The sequence below is a fragment of the Lysinibacillus sp. FN11 genome, assembly GCF_024628845.1.
In the GTDB taxonomy this organism is placed as follows: domain Bacteria; phylum Bacillota; class Bacilli; order Bacillales_A; family Planococcaceae; genus Lysinibacillus; species Lysinibacillus capsici.
This window is the reverse complement of the sequence record NZ_CP102383.1, coordinates 3,067,243-3,086,352: the sequence shown is the minus strand read 5'-3', so window position 1 is coordinate 3,086,352 and position 19,110 is coordinate 3,067,243. Positions and strand designations below refer to the sequence as shown.

The 19,110-nt window shown below is 37.1% G+C and carries 16 protein-coding genes and 1 pseudogene; 13 read left to right on the top strand and 4 right to left on the bottom strand.

Annotated elements, in window-relative coordinates:
* Window positions 1–30: 30 nt before the first annotated feature.
* Window positions 31–195, top strand: a pseudogene (locus NP781_RS16305) (AIM24 family protein); the annotation flags it as partial.
* A 40-nt stretch (window positions 196–235) separates the two neighbouring features.
* Here the strand turns inward: NP781_RS16305 and NP781_RS16300 are convergent.
* A complete protein-coding gene (locus tag NP781_RS16300; RefSeq protein WP_048393473.1) occupies window positions 236–1,486 on the bottom strand; it encodes a BaiN/RdsA family NAD(P)/FAD-dependent oxidoreductase in 1,251 nt (416 codons plus the stop codon).
* A gap of 287 nt (window positions 1,487–1,773) precedes the next feature.
* Between NP781_RS16300 and asnB the strand changes: the two genes are divergently transcribed.
* From asnB to NP781_RS16280, 4 genes are all read left to right on the top strand, one after another.
* Window positions 1,774–3,624, top strand: a complete 1,851-nt coding sequence (gene asnB, locus NP781_RS16295) for an asparagine synthase (glutamine-hydrolyzing) (protein WP_131521294.1) — start codon at window positions 1,774–1,776, stop codon at window positions 3,622–3,624.
* A 262-nt stretch (window positions 3,625–3,886) separates the two neighbouring features.
* On the top strand, window positions 3,887–5,500 hold the full coding sequence (locus NP781_RS16290; protein WP_221681031.1) for a putative polysaccharide biosynthesis protein: 1,614 nt from the start codon (window positions 3,887–3,889) through the stop codon (window positions 5,498–5,500).
* Window positions 5,501–5,510: 10 nt separating this feature from the next.
* On the top strand, window positions 5,511–6,224 hold the full coding sequence (locus NP781_RS16285) for a pseudouridine synthase (RefSeq protein WP_221681030.1): 714 nt from the start codon (window positions 5,511–5,513) through the stop codon (window positions 6,222–6,224).
* 166 nt (window positions 6,225–6,390) lie between these two features.
* Complete coding sequence (locus NP781_RS16280) at window positions 6,391–7,908, top strand: GGDEF domain-containing protein (protein ID WP_221681029.1); 1,518 nt, start codon at window positions 6,391–6,393, stop codon at window positions 7,906–7,908.
* A gap of 59 nt (window positions 7,909–7,967) precedes the next feature.
* On the opposite strand, the gene NP781_RS16275 is transcribed toward NP781_RS16280, so the two are convergent.
* A complete protein-coding gene (locus NP781_RS16275) occupies window positions 7,968–9,137 on the bottom strand; it encodes an MDR family MFS transporter (protein ID WP_221681028.1) in 1,170 nt (389 codons plus the stop codon).
* A gap of 316 nt (window positions 9,138–9,453) precedes the next feature.
* Complete coding sequence (locus NP781_RS16270; protein ID WP_004226074.1) at window positions 9,454–9,675, bottom strand: DeoR family transcriptional regulator; 222 nt, start codon at window positions 9,673–9,675, stop codon at window positions 9,454–9,456.
* A 357-nt stretch (window positions 9,676–10,032) separates the two neighbouring features.
* Here NP781_RS16270 and pepV point away from each other — a divergent pair, with 357 nt between their 5' ends.
* The 7 genes from pepV (at window position 10,033) to NP781_RS16235 (ending at window position 17,460) form a co-directional block, all read left to right on the top strand.
* Entirely contained in the window at window positions 10,033–11,439 is a 1,407-nt protein-coding gene (gene pepV / locus NP781_RS16265; RefSeq protein WP_004226076.1) for a dipeptidase PepV, read from the top strand.
* Window positions 11,440–11,466: 27 nt separating this feature from the next.
* Window positions 11,467–12,321, top strand: coding sequence for a D-amino-acid transaminase (gene dat / locus NP781_RS16260; RefSeq protein WP_221681027.1), 855 nt, complete (start codon window positions 11,467–11,469; stop codon window positions 12,319–12,321).
* Between the two features lie 224 nt (window positions 12,322–12,545).
* Complete coding sequence (locus tag NP781_RS16255; protein ID WP_221681026.1) at window positions 12,546–13,550, top strand: nuclease-related domain-containing protein; 1,005 nt, start codon at window positions 12,546–12,548, stop codon at window positions 13,548–13,550.
* Between the two features lie 3 nt (window positions 13,551–13,553).
* Window positions 13,554–14,483 (top strand): diacylglycerol/lipid kinase family protein, encoded by a 930-nt coding sequence (locus NP781_RS16250; RefSeq protein ID WP_257520365.1) that lies wholly within the window; start codon window positions 13,554–13,556, stop codon window positions 14,481–14,483.
* 96 nt (window positions 14,484–14,579) lie between these two features.
* Window positions 14,580–15,230, top strand: a complete 651-nt coding sequence (gene trmB, locus NP781_RS16245) for a tRNA (guanosine(46)-N7)-methyltransferase TrmB (protein WP_016991781.1) — start codon at window positions 14,580–14,582, stop codon at window positions 15,228–15,230.
* Window positions 15,231–15,241: 11 nt separating this feature from the next.
* Window positions 15,242–16,105, top strand: a complete 864-nt coding sequence (locus NP781_RS16240; protein ID WP_221681024.1) for a YtnP family quorum-quenching lactonase — start codon at window positions 15,242–15,244, stop codon at window positions 16,103–16,105.
* A 128-nt stretch (window positions 16,106–16,233) separates the two neighbouring features.
* Window positions 16,234–17,460 carry a carboxylate--amine ligase gene (locus NP781_RS16235; RefSeq protein ID WP_066037570.1) on the top strand — a complete coding sequence of 409 codons (1,227 nt, stop codon included), beginning with the start codon at window positions 16,234–16,236 and terminating at the stop codon, window positions 17,458–17,460.
* Window positions 17,461–17,512: 52 nt separating this feature from the next.
* On the opposite strand, the gene NP781_RS16230 is transcribed toward NP781_RS16235, so the two are convergent.
* On the bottom strand, window positions 17,513–17,827 hold the full coding sequence (locus NP781_RS16230; RefSeq protein ID WP_004226089.1) for a hypothetical protein: 315 nt from the start codon (window positions 17,825–17,827) through the stop codon (window positions 17,513–17,515).
* 164 nt (window positions 17,828–17,991) lie between these two features.
* On the opposite strand from NP781_RS16230, the gene NP781_RS16225 reads away from it, so the two are divergent.
* Window positions 17,992–19,068, top strand: coding sequence for a M42 family metallopeptidase (locus NP781_RS16225; RefSeq protein WP_221681023.1), 1,077 nt, complete (start codon window positions 17,992–17,994; stop codon window positions 19,066–19,068).
* Window positions 19,069–19,110: the final 42 nt, after the last annotated feature.

Sequence of the window (19,110 nt, the reverse complement as noted above, 5' to 3'; positions counted from 1 at the left end):
TTTATATTTATCTTTTTGTCCTAATAAACAACTGTCGCATGGTCAGGCAACTTAACACCTGAATTTAAAACAGATATTAGCTTCCGTACATTTATCGGCCGAGGCAGTGGAGAATCCATCCAGATGGCGTTTTCTGGTGAGGGCTTTGTTATTATCCAACCATTTGAAGAAGTTTATATGTCTAGTGAAAGCTAAAAAAGCGCGTCCGTTTTCTACGGACACGCTTTTTCTTCTATTATAATGCCGCATGCATTCCTGCAATACGTCCCGTTACGAGGGCTGAAGTGATGTTATAGCCGCCTGTATAGCCATGAATATCAAGAATTTCTCCACAAAAGAACAGTCCTTCTTTTTTCTTTGAGGCCATTGTTTTTGGCTCGATTTCTTTTACAGAGACACCGCCACCTGTTACAAACGCCTTATCGAGTGACTGTGTGCCACTCACTGTTAAGGTGAAGTTTACTAGTAAACGTGCTAGCTGACGAATTTTCTCTTGGGATAATTCAGCGCCCGTCAATTGAACATCAATATGTGCTCGCTCACATAAGAACAAGAGCCATCGTTCAGGTGCTATGCCTTTCCAAACATTTTTCACAGCCTTTTTCGGATCTTCTTTTATTAATTTATTTAAATATTGTAGACATGTTTCTTCATTATAATGTACCAGTGTTTGAATACGCATTGTCACGGGCTCATAGCCTGTTTTCATTAATTCTTTCACAACGAATTGACTACAACGCAAAATAGCAGGACCACTTAAACCAAAATGGGTAAAGAGCATATCCATTTGATGGGTGACGAGTGTCTTGCCTTTTTTATTTAGCACGGAGACAGCAACATCACGCAATGCTAGTCCTTGTAGCTCACGTGCTTGAATAAAATCTTCTTTTGAAATAACAGGGACTTCTGTTGGGAATAAGGTAGTGATTGTATGACCCGCACGTTCAGCCCAAGGATAGCCATCACCTGTTGAGCCTGTTTGTGGAACCGCCTTGCCCCCAACGGCTACAACGACTGCTTGACTACGGACTTCTGTGCCATCAGCAAGACGTACACCCAAAATTTTATCTTCATCCATTAGAAGCTTACTGACAGCTGTGTGTAAACGTACTTCAATATGAAGACGTTGTAGCTGTCTAATCAGCGCATCAACGACATCTTGTGCGCGATTGGATACAGGGAACATTCTACCGTGGTCCTCTTCCTTTAGGGCGACACCAAGTCCTTCAAAAAATGCAATTATATCTTCATTATTATAAACGGTAAATGGACTATAGAGAAAACGACCATTACCGGGTATATGTTTCACAATTTCTTCAACAGGCAAACGATTTGTAACATTACAGCGTCCTCCGCCAGAAATGGCCAATTTCTTGCCTAGTTTTGTGCCTTTTTCTAACAATAACACCTTCTTTTTGCGCTCTCCAGCAGCAATCGCCGCCATTAATCCAGATGGGCCACCACCAATCACGATTACATCATACATAGTTAGAAACTCACTTTCTGTTCAAATTAGGAATCTTTCCTATTATACATGAAGTCTATATAGAGAGGGGCTTTCTTTGACATTGAAAATAATAGAAAAGTGTTTTATAATTCTTTATCTCTTCTTTTGGGATGAAGAGCTTATACAGTAGAATGAAACACAATATTCTTTGTTATACAATTGGATGAATGAAAGTTTTCCTTTATTAGCATTGTCAGCATGAAATGAATGTCTTTTCGTGCTATTATGGTAAAGGTTATGCACTAAATTATGAGGTGAAAAATAGAATGTGCGGATTTATAGGTTATATTAATGGAACAAATGTGATTGATCATCATCAGACGATAGAAAATATGATGAATACAATTATTCACCGTGGACCAGATAGCGGTGGTATTCATAGTGACGATAAAGTGACGTTGGGTTTCCGTCGATTAAGTATTATTGACTTATCAGACGTAGCAAATCAACCATTATATAGTGCAGATGGCAATATTGTGCTTGTATTTAATGGAGAAATATTTAACTTCCAAGAGCTGCGTGCAGATCTTATTGAAAAAGGTCATACGTTTAAAACGCAGTCAGATAGTGAAGTCATTATTTATGGCTATGTAGAATATGGCGTAGATTTTGTGAAGAAACTGCGTGGGATGTTTGCCTTCTGTATTTGGGATAAAAAGAATGATTTACAATTCATTGCGCGCGATGGCTTTGGAATCAAACCATTGTATTACTCTGAGCATACAACTGACGGTACGTTTATCTTTGGTTCTGAGATTAAATCGTTTTTACCACACCCATCATTTATTAAAGAGTTAAATAAACAGGCACTTCGCCCTTATTTAACATTCCAGTATTCATCTATGGATGAAACATTCTTTAAAGGTGTCTTTAAATTACCACCAGCACACTATATGCTAATTCAAAATGGACAAAAGCAAATCGTGCAATATTGGGATAAAAAATTCCATGCAAAAGAAGCACCAATCGAAAAATATATTGAAGAAATTCGTTCAACTGTTAAAGAATCTGTAGAGGCTCATCAAATCAGTGATGTAAAAGTTGGTTCATTCTTATCGGGTGGTATTGACTCTAGTTATATTACGTCCTTATTACGCCCAGATAAATCCTTCTCAGTCGGGTTTGCGGACTATGAAGATATGTTCAATGAGACAAATCTTGCAAAAGATTTATCGGATACGTTGAATATTCAAAATGAACGTAGATACATTACAGCAGATGAGTGCTTTGAAGCGCTACCTAAAATTCAATGGCATATGGATGAACCACAATCCAATCCATCTTCAGTGCCACTTTACTTCCTTTCGGAGCTTGCTTCAAAGGATGTAACGGTTGTCCTATCAGGTGAAGGTGCTGATGAAATTTTTGGTGGGTATGCTTGGTATCAAAACTCAGGAAGAATGCAAAAATACGAAAAATTACCATTAGGTCTTCGTAAAACATTACGTGGGATGGCAGAAGCTCTACCGAAAAATCAATACACGAATTTCCTTATTAAAGGTGCTCAAACAGTAGAAGAGCGCTTTATTGGAGAAGCGGTAGTGTGGGATGAAGTAGATGCTATTAATGTTTTAAAGCCAGCTTATAAAAATGCCCCATCTGTAAAATCGATTACAAAACGTATTTATGATGAAGTGCCTGGCGATGATGATGTGACAAAAATGCAGTATCTAGATCTAAATCTTTGGATGCCTGGTGATATTTTATTGAAGGCAGATAAAATGAGTATGGCACACTCGATTGAATTACGTGTACCATTTTTAGATAAGGAAGTAATGGAGTTAGCGAAAAATATTCCTTCAAGATACCGTGTGAATGATATCGATACAAAATATGTTTTACGTCAAGCTGCACATCAGGAATTGCCAGAAGAATGGGCAAAGCGTCCGAAACTTGGATTCCCAGTGCCAATTCGTCACTGGTTACGTGAAGAAAAGTATTACAGTATGGTAAAAGAAATGTTTACAACTGACTTTGCAAATGAATTTTTTGATACAAAACAATTAGTTGGCTATCTAGATGAGCACTACGAAGGGAAAGCAAATCGTGGTCGTTATATTTGGACAGTTTATGTATTCCTAGTATGGTATAAAAAGTTCTTTGTGGACATGGTATAAGAAATACCTTAATCGGTGGGGATGTTCAATTCCTCACCGATTATTTTAAGGCCTTTTTTCTTCAAGTTTCTTTATGAATGAACTTTTTGGTGTTTTTATGCGTCTCATTTCCTATAAATGTGGTAAGATTACAATTGGTTTACTTAAATCATTTACAAGGTGACAGCGTTTGCATGTCGTGTATGAGTAAGGAAAATGTTTTATAAGAGCCATTAAAGTGTTACGATAATAATATTGATTTTACAATGAATGGATGGGTATGATGTCCAATTTAATGAAAGGTACTGCGATATTAACAATGGGGATGTTTTTATCGAAGGTACTCGGATTAATTTATATTTTTCCGTTTTATGCAATTGTTGGCGAGAAGAACATTGCGCTTTACCAATATGCATATATTCCCTATTCAATTATGCTGGCAATCGCCATTTCAGGTGCACCAATAGCCGTCTCTAAATTTGTATCCAAATATAATGCTATGGGGGATTATCAATCGGGTCGCAAGCTGATGAAATCTGGCATTCTTATTATGATGATGACTGGCTTTGCAGCATTTATTGCCCTCTTTCTACTTGCTACGCCAATAGCAGGGTTAGTTATTAAGAGTGAGGAACAAGTCTTTACAGTCGAACAAATTGCTTCAGTAATACGATGGGTTAGTTTTGCCTTAATCGTAGTACCATTTATGAGTCTATGGCGTGGCTTCTTCCAAGGCTACGACAAAATGGAGCCTACTGCCGTTTCTCAATTGGTGGAACAAATTGTGCGAATTGTTGTGTTACTTGGTGGATCGTTCCTAGTGGTTATTGTGTTTAAAGGAAAACCAGAGACAGCCATCTCCTTTGCTGTGTTTGCTGCATTTATCGGGGCAATCGGAGGATTAGGTGTTCTTTATTATTACTGGAAAAAGTATCAGCCTGAATTTAACTTATTACGTAGCCAAAGTGTGACTTCCACACAGTTACCAATGTCCAATATTTATAAAGAAGTGATTACCTATTCCATCCCAATGGTGTTTGTAGGGGTGGCCAATCCGTTATTCCAATTAGTCGACATGCTTACGTTTAATGGAGCAATGACGTCCATTGGTTTAGCAGAAGTAACAGATACTTATTTATCGATGATTAACTTTATGACACATAAAGTTGTTATCATCCCTGTTATGCTAGCGACTGGATTTTCGATGGCGCTTGTACCAACAATTACAAAGTATTTTACACAGGGGGAGTATTTAGCGCTCCGCCATGCAATGGATAAGACCTATCAAATTTTAATCTTTATTACATTGCCAGCTGTGGTTGGTATTTCTCTATTAGCCAATGAAATTTATTTTATGCTTTATTCAGAAAGCGAAATGGGAGCAACGATTTTAGCGCATTATGCACCTGTTGCTATTTTATTTGCGTTATTTCAAGTCACAGCAGCACTACTTCAAGGAATTGATTTTCAAAAGTGGATTGTTTTCAGCTTATTATCTGGAATTTTCGTAAAGCTAGCATTAAATATTCCTTTAATTCGCTGGTTAGAGGCAGATGGTGCAATAGTAGCTACAGCTATTGGCTATAGTGTTTCGATTATCATTAATATGCTTGTGTTACGAAAAACGTTGAATTATCGATCAGAAATGGTTGTGCGTCGTGTCATGCTAATTGCTTTATTGACAATGGCGATGGCCATTAGCGTGCTGATGGTGCATAAATTATTGGAATTACTAATGGGACCAGTTGATAGTAAATTCTCAGCATTACTATTCTCAATTATTTGTGCGGGTGTTGGTGCGGCTGTTTATGGCTTTTTATCATTACGCCTAGGTTTAGCCCAAAAGCTATTAGGTGAACGATTAACCCGTATTATGAGTAAACTGGGATTGAAATAGGAGTGGAACGATGCGTTTAGATAAATTACTAGCAAATATGGGGTACGGTTCTCGTAAGGAAGTGAAGCAGTTATTAAAGCAAAAAGCTGTCACAGTAGATGGTGCTTATGTCAAGGATGCAGCTTTACATGTAGACCCAGAACAGCAAATTGTTTCAGTGTTTGGAGAGCGCGTTGTTTATACAGAATTTGTTTATTTTATAATGAATAAACCGCCTGGTGTTATTTCTGCCACTGAGGATTTAAGAGATGAAACAGTAATTGATTTATTAGAGCCATTACACCAGCATTTTCAACCGTTTCCTGTTGGTCGATTAGATAAAGATACAGAAGGGTTGCTCTTATTAACAAACGATGGTCAATTAGCTCATAATTTATTGTCTCCAAAAAAGCATGTGCCAAAAGTTTATTACGCACAGATTGAAGGCGTTGTGACAGAAGAAGATGCCGAGAAATTTGCAAATGGTGTTGAACTAGATGATGGCTATGTTACAAAGCCTGGAAAGCTTGTGATTCTAAAGTCTGCACAGCAATCGGAAATAGAGCTAACGATTCAAGAAGGCAAGTTTCATCAGGTAAAGCGAATGTTTGAGGCTGTAGGAAAACGTGTAACATATTTAAAGCGTATTTCTATGGGAAGCCTGATATTAGATGAAAATCTAGCGTTAGGTGAATATCGTGAGCTCACTACAGAAGAGCTAAACGGTTTACAAAACAATCATTAAACATATTATTCCTCGATGCCTCACATAGCATCGGGGATTTTTATATACAGTAATATGACTGTAACTGTATAATATGAAATGAGTTATTGTGATATAGTCATAGAATGTATCATATTTTGAAATGTTTCCCAAAAGACGATGGTATAAATAAGTAGAGGACAATGAAATGAAGAACCTGCGTATTAAATTATTACTATCTTTAATAGCATTTGCACTCATACTTGTTGCTGTTATTTCATATGTGAACCGACAAATACTGGTAACAGAGATAGAAAAACAAGTGAGCATGAATAAAATATTAATTGAAAATCATATTTTGACAGATATGCAAACTGTTGATAATGCCCATTTTTATTTTGATAATACTATTTCAGACAAAATGGAACAGGAGCTTAGACAGTTAAAAAACTATTACCATGAAAACCCTAATGTAGCTACTTGGGATTTGCAGCAAATGAAAAAGAAACATGGTATGGATATTTACATAGTAGATCAATCCAATACAGTGGTTTACACGACTTTTGCCAAAGATATTGGCTTGGATTTCTCGCTTTGTTGTCAACGTTTTTCTGCTTTATTGGATGAACGGCGCGCTAGTGGCGAATTTTTTACAGATGGCATTGATATTTCAACATCAACAGGAGAATATCGAAAATTTGGCTATCTGGCAACACATGATAAGAAATATTTGCTTGAGTTAGGTATAGACCTACTAAATGATCCTGTCTTCCAAACCTTTAATTTTGAGAAAACTGCACAGTACTTAATTGGTAAATATATTGATTTAGTGGATGTGCAAGCTATTAATGCAGGTGGCGTTTTCTTTAATGATTCGAGATCGAAGAAAATCACTGTACAGGAGCAATCTAAGAAATTTCAAGAATACTTCGAGCTAGCAAAGAAAACAATGGAGCCAGTTGAGTATGAAAAGGCTTTAGACAATGGTTATATAGAAACACATCGTTTTCTGCCCTATGAAGCAGAGACAGTGAGAGGGGAGTCATCCAAAAGAATTGTCTATGTGAAATTTATTAATTTCACTAAAATGGAAGCTCTTCAAAAAAATACGAAACAATTTTGGTTTTTACTGTCTATCGCCCTACTAACATCCTTTATTATGCTGTTAGTTATTAATAAAATTTTATCTAAAACAATACACCTAGCTACCTTCGATCCGTTAACAGGTGTTTATAACCGTGCTACATATATTAGAAAAATTGATAATTTATTAAGAAAAAGAAAAATGAATGTGCCAGGTTTATTGTTAATTGATTTAGATAACTTTAAACAAGTAAACGATCAATTTGGTCATGTAGAAGGAGATCATATCCTCATTGAAACAGCGAAAATTTTAAAGCATGTTGTGAAACAAAGTGGCTTTGTCGTACGCTTCGGTGGGGATGAATTTGCCATTGTTTTATACGATACAACAGAGGAACAGATGCAGCACATGGCAGAGGACATCTTGACTCAAATAAGATCAGTTAGATATGATGGCCAAGTGAGCGAGAAATGGTCTGTGTTGTCTGTGAGCATGGGCGGAGCCATTTATAATCATGCTGAGGATACAGAAATGAGCTTATTTGAACGGGCCGATAAAGCGCTTTATCAATCCAAAAATGCTGGTAAGGATCAATATTCTAGTTATGCAGAGGTCGCTGCTGACGAGGGTTATAATAGTTAAAAAAACGCCCCATTCTATCGATAGCATAATTAGCTATTTTGATAGCAATGAGGCGTTTATTATTGAGCTGCTATTTTTGTTCTATAAAAGATACAACTACATAAAACAAGAACAGCGATGACTGGAAACATAGCGTTCATATAATGAGTCAAGAGCCATCCGCCTATTATTGGGCCAATAAAGCCACCTAAATTTTTAAATTGTGCAGCACCTAAATAGGTTGCCTTTTGAGTATCTGGTGCAATTTCATCAATCATGACATTCATTGTAGGGAAGGCAAAGATTTCACCTATGGTAAAAATAATCATGGCAATGATATAGAGCGTATAATTATTGGAGAATCCAAACATACATAATCCAATAGCAAAGAACAGTACACCTACTAATAATGTTGCTGTAGATGAAAAGCGCTCTGATACTATACTAATAGGTAATTGTAGTAATAACACAACTGCTGCATTGAGAGAGATTAATAACGAATAAAGTTTCGCACCTTCATCAATCTTTAATTCGATAATTTGAGGTAGCGTTGAGTCAAATTGCGAGTACCCAATATTGATTAAAATGGCTCCCAATATGAAGCTAAGCAGCACACGATTTGTCAAAAGAATCGTGAATGTACTGAGTATTTTTGTTTGTGTAACAGCTTTGGGTTGCTGCATTTGATAGCGATTTAACACAAAAAATAAAAACACTGCGTAAATAATATACATCATCCCTGTCAGCATAAAAGGGATACTTGGACTGGATAGCTGTGAGATATACACGCCAATAATAGGACCAATAACCGCTGCAATATTTATGGCCGTATAACGTAAGGAAAATAGTCTTTTTCGTTTATCGGCAGGTGTAAAATCAATCATCAATGCCTGTGTGGAAGGTTCAAAAAATGATCGACAAAGTCCATTTAAAGCATTGAATAGGATAAAAAGCCAAACAGCATGAACCGTTGCGAAGCCAAAGAACACAAGACTCCAAACGATAATTGTTAATAGAATAACGCTTTTTCTACCAAAGCGATCTGTTAAATACCCCCCGAAAAATCCACCTACTGTGGAAATGAGCGGCGCGATACCGATTGTCAATCCAATTTGTAAGGGAGAGGCTTGAATTTCATTATGTAAATAAATAGCTAAAAAAGGCATTGCCATAAAGCTTGCAATACGTGTAAAAATTGTCCCACCTAAAATAATCCAAACTAATGGATGAAACAACTTTGACAAAGTCATATAAAATCCTCCTCTCAACATTTAGAATGTTTCGAGTTTAACGGATTGTTAAGCAACTGTAAATAGTTAAAATAATCTTGAAAGAGAACAGAGCAGCTAATGGCGCGCAGATTTATGCTACTATGCTAAAATGTGTAGCTCAGATTGAAGGGTAAAGGAGCGATGTAAATAATCACTTTATAAATCATCAATTTACGGAGAAGTCAGTAAGCAAAGTGGGCAAAAAATCTAATAATCTTCTTACGACAAAAAAGAATGACCCCGACGAAAGGTCATTCTTTTTCCATACATAATGCTTTACGTACAAAACGTAAAACTAAGACGTTAATTTTACTTTTTTCTTCGTCGTTGTCCATCTGCCTCGACTTGGACTCGTCACCAAATCGTTAAAGGCTAACACGTTCAAATCTCTTTGAACGGTGCGAGGAGTGATACTAAACTCTTCGACTAAATCCTGTGTAGACACGGTTCCTTTGTCTAAAATAAACATGTACACGTCTTTAATACGATTAAGCATTCGATCAGTAGTTGGTTTCATTAAATGAACCACTCCTTCATCTTAATTCTCTTGGCAAAGACTAGCGGACGACAATATGTGCGGAGTGCACTTAGGCTAATAAGTAGCTGCCTTAGACATCCCCTTTTCTAATTTTATAGTCAGAACAATTATTCTGATAACTTTATTATATAGAAAAACTACTTAATTTTCTAGTGAATGCAAGAGAAATTTACAATTAATATATAAAATTTATACTGTATTTTGTGGGAATACGTGAAAAACGTGCTATATATGGTAGTGACAGTAGAAGTTACTGAAAATAGTTGTCAGAAAGCTGATTGTCATATATGTTGTAAGGTGTAGAATAATGTTAATACTTTGAAGGAGGTACATGGTATGGATTGGTTACAAGCTGCAAAAGAAAGGCAAGACGAATTAATACAAGAGTTACAGGAGCTTGTGCAAATAAATAGTGTGCTCGATGAGGATACAATAACTACTGAAGTACCTTTTGGAGATGGTCCACTTCAAGCGCTTGAATGGTTACTAGCAAAGGGTCAAAAAGAAGGCCTGCTCACGAAAAATGTTAATAATTATGCTGGACATATTGAAATGGGAACTGGTGAAGATTTACTTGGTATTTTATGTCATGTTGATGTTGTCCCAATTGGAGAAGAAGCAGATTGGACTTACCCTCCTTTCAGCGGCACAGTAGCTGATGGTAAATTATTTGCACGTGGTGCGATTGACGATAAAGGGCCTACGATTGCGGCATGGATGGCCATGAAACTTGTGAAAGATGCAGGTATTCCGTTAGAAAAAAGAGTACGAATGATTATTGGTACAGACGAAGAAACAGGATTCCGCTGTGTCGACCACTATTTTAAACAGGAGGAAATGCCGACAATTGGTTTTGCACCAGATGCAGATTTCCCGCTCATCAATGCAGAAAAAGGCATTGCAGAGCTTGTGTTCTCTCAAAATAAAGTGGGTGATGCAACGAAAGAACAACTACTACTATTTAATGCAGGAAAGCGCTCAAATATGGTACCTGATTTTGCAAAAGCAATGATTCAGCATGTAACAGCATCATTCGAACAGAATTTTCAAACATTTTTAAGCAAAAATCAGCTAGAAGGCTCTTTATTAATGGAGGAGTCTCGCTATATAATAACTATCAAAGGTAAAGCAGCCCATGCAATGGAACCAGATAAAGGTATCAATGCAGCTGTTTATCTTGCAGCATTTTTACAACAAGAGTTGACGACAGAAGCAAGTAAACAATTTGTCGACTTTATTGCAGATGTTTTTTATCAGGATCATTATGGTAGTCAGCTCGATCTGCAGTTTGAGGATACAATGTCAGGACCAACAACATTAAATCCAGGGATCGTAAGCTATGATGTCCATAAAGGTGGCAGTTTAGTAATTAGTATGCGCTATTCAGTTTCCTATCCGTTCGATGAAAAAATAACAGCAGCACAACGCTTAACGGTAGAAAAAGGGTTTTCTCTAGACATACAAGACGACTCCAAGCCACATTATGTCAGCGAAGATGATCCATTCATCCAGACATTAGCAGCTATATATAGACGTCAAACGGGAGATACAGAAACACCTTTATTATCAACTGGTGGTGGGACGTATGCACGTGTGATGAAAAAAGGCGTGGCATTTGGCATGTTGTTCCCAGGGGAGCCAGATGTAGCGCATCGAGCGGATGAGTTTGTTGTCGTTGAAAACCTCGTAAAAGCAGCGGCAATTTATGCTGAAGCAATTGTTGAACTTGCAGGAAAAAAATAACTCAAAGACGAAAAGGATGAACAAAACATGGCATATTCATTATGGAATGATCAAATTGTTGAAGAAGGATCCATTGCAGTATCACCAGAAGATCGAGGCTATCAATTTGGTGACGGCATTTATGAAGTAATCAAAGTGTATAACGGAAATATGTTTACAGCACAAGAGCATATTGATCGTTTCTATGCAAGCGCCGAAAAAATTCGTCTTGTTATTCCTTATACAAAAGACGTTTTACACAAATTATTACATGAGCTGATTGAAAAAAATAATCTTGGTACAGGGCATGTTTATTTCCAAATTACACGTGGTGCCAATTCACGTAATCACGTTTTCCCAGATGCGAGTGTCCCAGCTGTATTAACAGGTAATGTGAAAGCTGGTGAACGTGCATATGAAAACTTTGAAAAAGGGGTTAAGGCTACGTTTGTAGAGGATATTCGTTGGTTGCGCTGTGATATCAAATCTTTAAACTTACTTGGTGCAGTATTAGCAAAACAAGAGGCAGCTGAAAAGGGCTGTTACGAAGCAATTTTACATCGAGGGGATATCGTAACAGAATGTTCATCAGCAAATGTTTATGGGATTAAAGATGGTAAGCTTTATACACACCCAGCTAATAACTTCATTTTAAACGGTATTACTCGTCAGGTCATTTTAAAATGTGCAGAGGAAATTAGTTTACCTGTCGTTGAAGAACCAATGACAAAAGCTGATTTATTAACAATGGATGAAATCATTGTATCCTCTGTATCTTCAGAAGTTACTCCTGTTATTGATGTGGATGGCAACCAAATCGGTACTGGAGTGCCAGGTGAATGGACGCGTAAATTGCAACAAGCTTTTGAGGCGAAATTACCACTTTCTTTGAATACAAAATAAAAGAACCGTTTAAGAGAACTATCGATAAGGGTAGTTCTCTTTTTTATGGATGTAATGTTTGGTATCGTCATGTAAAATAAAAAGGATAGTAATGAATAATTTTACAGATTGAAATTTGTAGAATAATTGTCGATGTATTGAATACAATGCCTCTTTTTTCTACCAAAGCAATCTAGATAAAAGAGAACTATAGATATGGTGAGTAAGAATGGAGTGACCTTTACATGGCACAATTGGTGAAATTACAAGATTACATTTCACGCTATCAAATTGATTTAGCGAGATACCCAACACAATTTGTGCGCTTGAAGAAAAACCAATGGGAGCGCATTAAGCGACAGTGGGAATTGGGAGAAGATATTAGCGAGTGGCAACATGTCGACAATGAGGCTGAAGCGGAGGCTTACGAGGAAAAAGAACGTTTTTCCTTCATAAAAAAATTATTTGCTGGACGTCAAAAGGAAACAACGGAGGATGTGGAAGAAGTAGAAATATCAAATGAGCTTGTTAGCGATGAGGATATCATTCCTGAAGAAGAAACGACGCTCACATTTGAACCTAAAATTGTGTATGCACCACAATCCATCCATGAGTTGAAACGAATGTTTATTGATCAGTTCTTTCATTTTCAAATGAAATGGGCCAGTTCAACATTACGGGAAAAATCATATGTAGATCCTCGCTTCATGCGTGACTCATTGCTCCGTATGCTATTGCAAACATTGCCAGATAATTATCTGTTGTTTTATTATCCAATACTACAAATTAGAAAAGCACCTATAGAGCTAGATGTAGTGTTAATGTCGCCGACAGAGTGTATTTGTATTACGGTCTTAGAGGCTGAAAATCAAGCTGTATATGTAGGTGGCAGTGATCGCTTCTGGATTAAAAAAGTAGGGACGAAGGATTCTAAAGTTCTGAATCCAACAATTAACTTAGGGCGGATGGAATCGGTACTGTCGCAATTATTTAAACAAGAGGATATTGATATGCCCATCCGTAAGGTTGTGCTATCTCGTAATGGTTATTTTGATTATCCTGGTTCACCATTTGGGGTTCGCTTTGTTGATCGTCGAAATTATCATGAATGGATAGAGCATTTAAGAAAAGTTTCCTCTCCTATGAAGCATATGCAAATCCGAGCTGCGCAGACAATTTTAAATACGGTCCAAACCACCTCCTTTAACCGAGATATTTGGCAGCAAGCATCTCAGCCAACAGAGGAATGATCTATGAACATTCTATTTATTGTCAATGAGGCTGCTGGGAATGGAAAAGGAAAAAAAGTTTGGCTCCAACTTCAAGAGCAACTAACGATTTCCTACCAAGTGGCTTTTACTGAATATGCAGGACATGGACAGAAAATCGCTCAACAATGGGCACACCAGCAACAAGAGAAAAAATTGCTTGTCGTTGTTGGCGGTGATGGCACTATTCATGAAGTGGTTAGTGGTGTTATACATAATAAATACATCATAATTGGTGTAGTTCGTGCTGGCTCTGGTAATGACTTTGCACGTTATTTTCATACCTTTTCCAATGCCCAGCAAATCGAGGATTATGTAAAGACTACCTTGGCTAATGTAAGAATGGATGCAGGGATCGTTCATATTGGTAATCAACAAAAGGAAATATTTATTAATAATGCTGGCATAGGCTTTGATGCCTTTGTGACAAAATCAATTAACACTTCTCGTCTTAAGTTTTATCTCAATAAGATTGGACTAGGCAAACTTTCGTATGCTGTCGCTGTAATTAGAGGGTTATTTCGCTTTGAACGCTTTGACATAACGATACGTTCAGGGGAACAGGAATGGCAATTTCAGCAGACGTGGTTTGTGGCGATGAGTAATCAACCTTATTTTGGAGGCGGCATGAAAATATCACCTGCCGCAAAAGCAGATGATGGGCAAGTGGATATCACGATTGTACATGATATTTCTCGTATCAAATTATTACTTGTATTTGTCACTGTGTTTTTTGAAAAGCATACAAAATTTAAGGAAGTTACTTTTTTACAGGGGCAGGTCTTTGAACTTATCGTAGCAGATAAGGTTGACTGCCATACGGATGGTAATTATATTGGCATTGTCAATCAAGAGACCAATATCCATTGTACAATACAGAAAAATGCTTGGCAGGTTATTGTTAAGGATTTATAAAAATATCATGGTGCAATAATTTCATGCGAATTATAAGGGAATACGTTATACTATAAAAAAATCAATAATTTCATAAGAAAGAAATGAGGAACAACATTGAGATTAAGAAATAAGCCTTGGGCAGAGGAAATGATTACAGATCACCCAGAGGTGATTATTCCAAATCCTGAAGACTTTAAAGGAAATTGGCAGGCTGTTTTCGGCAATGACAACCCTATCCATATTGAAGTAGGGTCTGGAAAAGGACAATTTGTGACCGGTATGGCTTTGCAAAATCCAACAATCAATTATATTGGCATTGAACTTTACGATAGTGTGATTGTTTGTGCACTAGAAAAAGTGCTAGAGGCAAAATCTCCAGCGAATTTACGGTTACTAAAAGTAAATGGCGCAGATTTATATAAATTCTTTGACAAAAACGATGTATCACGTGTATACCTGAATTTCTCAGATCCTTGGCCAAAAACAAGACATGCAAAAAGACGTTTAACGCACGGGGATTTTTTGAAATTATATGAGTCGATTTTAGTGGATAATGGGGAAGTCCATTTTAAAACAGATAACCGAGGTCTTTTCGAGTATTCTTTAATCAGTATGTCTGAATATGGGATGTTATTAAAGTATGTATCTCTCGACCTGCATGCAAATATGCCAGAGGATAATGTGATGACGGAATATGAAGAGAAGTTTTCTGCGAAGGGGCAGCCGATTTATCGCTTAGAATCGCAATTTATCACTAAATTGTAGGGGGAATATGGATGGATCAGTTACAGTTTCACAATATGTCATTATCATGGCTAAACGGGGGTGTTACGTGCCTAGATGGTGGTGCGATGTTTGGTGTTGTACCAAAGCCTCTTTGGTCCCGCAAATATCCAGTCAATGAAAAAAACCAAATTGAATTGCCAACAGAACCTATCCTTATTCAATTTGGGGGCAAAAACTACCTTATTGATACGGGTGTGGGCTTTAACAAATTAAATGAAAAGCAGCTACGAAACTTTGGTGTAACAGAAGAATCTTCGTTAGCAGATAGCTTACAAGAGTTAGGATTAACGACAGCGGATATTGATGCAGTGTTAATGACGCATTTACATTTTGATCATGCTGGTGGATTAACGCAGTGGGAAGGGGATGTACTTGTACCGACTTTCCCAAATGCCAAGATTTTTGTAACGAAAATTGAATGGGATGAAATGCGTAACCCCAATATCCGTTCTAAAAATACTTATTGGAAAGAAAATTGGGAGCCAGTTCAGCATTTAGTTGAAACCTACGAAGAGTCATTGGAAGTAGTACCTGGAATCGAAATGATTCATACTGGTGGTCATAGTGAGGGACATGCTGTCATTAAGCTAACGCAAAATGATGAAGTGTTATTGCATATGGCAGATATTATGCCGACTCATGCTCATCAAAATCCATTATGGGTATTAGCCTATGACGATTATCCAATGACAAGTGTATTTGCAAAGGAGCGACTGATGAAGGAAGCCCTTGCAAATAACTATGGCTTTATTTTCTATCACGATGCTTATTACCGTATGATTAGATGGGATGAGTCAGGTAAAGAGATTGTGGATAAATTAGAGCGTAGTAGACAAGCTGTTATTACATTTTAATAGAGCAAGCAAAGGCGAGGTATTTTGGCATATAAAATGTCAATACCTCGCGTTTTTGTTCGTGAACAGGATAGAAAATATGATACACTTAACACGATACTAAAATACAAAAGAGAGTTGAAATAAACATGGCAACTGAACAACCATTTTTACCCGTTTTACTTGGATCAGATATGAATGCATATGGAATGGCACGTGCGTTTTATGAAGCATATGGTATAAAACCACTTGTCTTAGGACGTTCTCATTTAACAGCAACACAAGATAGCCATATCCTACAATTTCAAGAAATAGACCGTTTAAATGAACAAGATGTTTTTGCACCTGCCCTTGCAGAAGTTGCAAAAAAATATGCTGATAAAAAACTGTTACTTTTAGCATGTGGGGACGATTATGCCAAGCTGATCATCAAAAATAAACCAGCGTTACAAGAGCATTTTACCGTACCTTATATCGATGAATCGTTGATGGACGAAATTTTATTGAAAGAAAATTTCTATAAAATGTGTGATCAATATAATTTTAAATATCCAGGTACAACAACGGTGACAGCGGACAACTATGAAAACTTTACACCACCATTTGCTTACCCTATTATTTTAAAGGCTTCAAACTCTGTAGAGTATTGGGCTTGTAAATTCCCTGGGAAGAAAAAAGTATTTGTTGCACATGATGAAGCGGAAAAAACGGCTATATTAAAAGCTATTTATAGCTCTACTTATCAGGATACAATGATTATTCAAGAATTTATTCCTGGGGATGATTCCTATATGCGTGTGTTAAATGCCTATGTAGGGAAGGATGGAAAAGTGAAGCTGATGTGTCTAGGTAACCCTATTCTAGAAGAACATTCTCCTGAAGGAATCGGAAGTTATGCAGCCATCGTGACAACCTATGATAAAGAATTAATGGATCAAGTACGTTTCTTCCTAGAAGACATTGGCTATACAGGTTTTGCGAATTTTGATATGAAATATGATATTCGAGACAAGCAATATAAACTTTTTGAAATCAATTTACGTAATGGTCGTTCTAGCTATTATGTAACAGCAAGTGGGCATAATTTAATGAAGTATGTTGCGGATGACCATATGTTAAATATCGAGCAAGAAGTCACATATGTGCAGGACAAGCATTTATGGATGATTATTCCTAAAGGTGTATTATTCAAATATGCATCCAATGAAAAGCTCAAACTAGAAGCAAAAAAATTAATTAGTGAGGGTAAATACACAAATTCTCTTTACTTTAATGAGGATATGAATGCGAAGCGTTGGGTGAAACTAACACTCAATAATTTAAATTATTATCGTAAGTATAAAAAGTACTTTAATAATAAAGGATTATCCGAATAACATAGAGAAGCCATCTCCATTTTATGAGATGGCTTCTATTGTATATACATAATTAAACTTCTGTTAGTTCCACGACAACACCAGAGCGTGCATCGGCAGCAAATTCGAATGTCTGCATCTCACCTTCATGCATACGCGAGATCCCCCCACGATATACTGGGATGGTAATAATACCGTTTGTGAAATCTTCAGTTTTCATAAAAATCCAAGAACCATCAATCGGCGAATCCTTTTTAAATTCTCTTTTTATGTTTTCAAGTACTTGTCCTGCAGGTACGAACGGAGAAACTTTTTCACTAGCTTCTTTAATAATGACTGCGGCAGCTAAGCCAGTTGCGACACCAATTAAAAAATCACGTAATTTCATACTTTTTTCCTCCTTTTTCTATACCTTTATTTTAGCATAGCCTATAGAGTGAATGCACGTTCACAATTAGCGGATTTAGGAAATGTATCAATATTTCGAATTCGGAAATAATTGTGTTACAATAGGCAAGGAAGAATATTCTACTTCGTGGGGAGAGAGTCATCATGAATGAGGACACATTACAATTATTTAAAACATTAACAGAATTACCAGGCGCTCCGGGTAATGAACACGCAGTACGTGCGTTCATGCGTTCTGAGTTAGAAAAGTACTCGGATGAAATCGTTCAAGATAATTTAGGGGGTATTTTTGGTGTTAAGCACAGCGATGTTACGGATGCACCGAAAATATTAGTTGCTGGTCATATGGATGAGGTTGCATTTATGGTTACTTCTATCACAGATAATGGAATGATCCGCTTTCAAACATTGGGCGGCTGGTGGAACCAGGTTATGCTTGCACAGCGTGTAGAAGTATATACGAAAAATGGGGCAATTCCTGGTGTAGTTTCATCCATCCCACCACATTTATTAACAGATGCAGAACGAGCGAAGCCAATGGATATAAAAAATATGCTTATCGATGTTGGTGCTGATAATAAAGAAGATGCTATGTCTATGGGTGTTCGTCCTGGACAATCCATCATACCAATTTGTCCATTCACACCAATGGCAAATCCGAAGAAAATTATGGCTAAAGCTTGGGATAACCGCTATGGCTGTGGTCTAGCGATTGAATTAATGAAAGAAGTACAGCACGAAAAATTAGGCTCACATTTATACTCAGGTGCAAATGTAATGGAGGAAGTTGGCTTGCGCGGTGCACAAGTATCAGCAAACATGATTAAACCAGATTTATTCTTTGCACTAGATGCTTCTCCTGCCAATGATATGTCAGGTGAAAAAAGTCAATTTGGACAGCTCGGCAAAGGTACTTTACTTCGTATTTTAGATCGTACAATGGTAACACATCGAGGTATGCGTGAATTTATTTTAGATACGGCCGAATCCAATCATATCCCTTATCAGTACTTTGTCTCCCAAGGTGGAACAGATGCTGGTCGAGTGCATACGGCAAACGATGGCGTTCCAAGTGCAGTCATTGGTGTATGCTCACGTTATATTCATACATCAGCGTCAATTATTCACATTGATGATTATGCAGCTGCCAAAGCATTAATTGTTGAATTAGTGAAAAAAGCAGATCGTTCGACATTAGAGACAATTCACGCTAATGTATAAGAAGTTAGAAGATGCCTTTTAGAGGCATCTTTTTCTATGGAA

Coding starts and splice junctions, on each gene's coding strand:
- NP781_RS16300 (WP_048393473.1), bottom strand. CDS start 1,486: ATGTATGATGTAATCGTGATTGGTGGTGGCCCATCTGGATTAATGGCG.
- asnB (WP_131521294.1), top strand. CDS start 1,774: ATGTGCGGATTTATAGGTTATATTAATGGAACAAATGTGATTGATCAT.
- NP781_RS16290 (WP_221681031.1), top strand. CDS start 3,887: ATGTCCAATTTAATGAAAGGTACTGCGATATTAACAATGGGGATGTTT.
- NP781_RS16285 (WP_221681030.1), top strand. CDS start 5,511: ATGCGTTTAGATAAATTACTAGCAAATATGGGGTACGGTTCTCGTAAG.
- NP781_RS16280 (WP_221681029.1), top strand. CDS start 6,391: ATGAAGAACCTGCGTATTAAATTATTACTATCTTTAATAGCATTTGCA.
- NP781_RS16275 (WP_221681028.1), bottom strand. CDS start 9,137: ATGACTTTGTCAAAGTTGTTTCATCCATTAGTTTGGATTATTTTAGGT.
- NP781_RS16270 (WP_004226074.1), bottom strand. CDS start 9,675: ATGAAACCAACTACTGATCGAATGCTTAATCGTATTAAAGACGTGTAC.
- pepV (WP_004226076.1), top strand. CDS start 10,033: ATGGATTGGTTACAAGCTGCAAAAGAAAGGCAAGACGAATTAATACAA.
- dat (WP_221681027.1), top strand. CDS start 11,467: ATGGCATATTCATTATGGAATGATCAAATTGTTGAAGAAGGATCCATT.
- NP781_RS16255 (WP_221681026.1), top strand. CDS start 12,546: ATGGCACAATTGGTGAAATTACAAGATTACATTTCACGCTATCAAATT.
- NP781_RS16250 (WP_257520365.1), top strand. CDS start 13,554: ATGAACATTCTATTTATTGTCAATGAGGCTGCTGGGAATGGAAAAGGA.
- NP781_RS16240 (WP_221681024.1), top strand. CDS start 15,242: ATGGATCAGTTACAGTTTCACAATATGTCATTATCATGGCTAAACGGG.
- NP781_RS16235 (WP_066037570.1), top strand. CDS start 16,234: ATGGCAACTGAACAACCATTTTTACCCGTTTTACTTGGATCAGATATG.
- NP781_RS16230 (WP_004226089.1), bottom strand. CDS start 17,827: ATGAAATTACGTGATTTTTTAATTGGTGTCGCAACTGGCTTAGCTGCC.
- NP781_RS16225 (WP_221681023.1), top strand. CDS start 17,992: ATGAATGAGGACACATTACAATTATTTAAAACATTAACAGAATTACCA.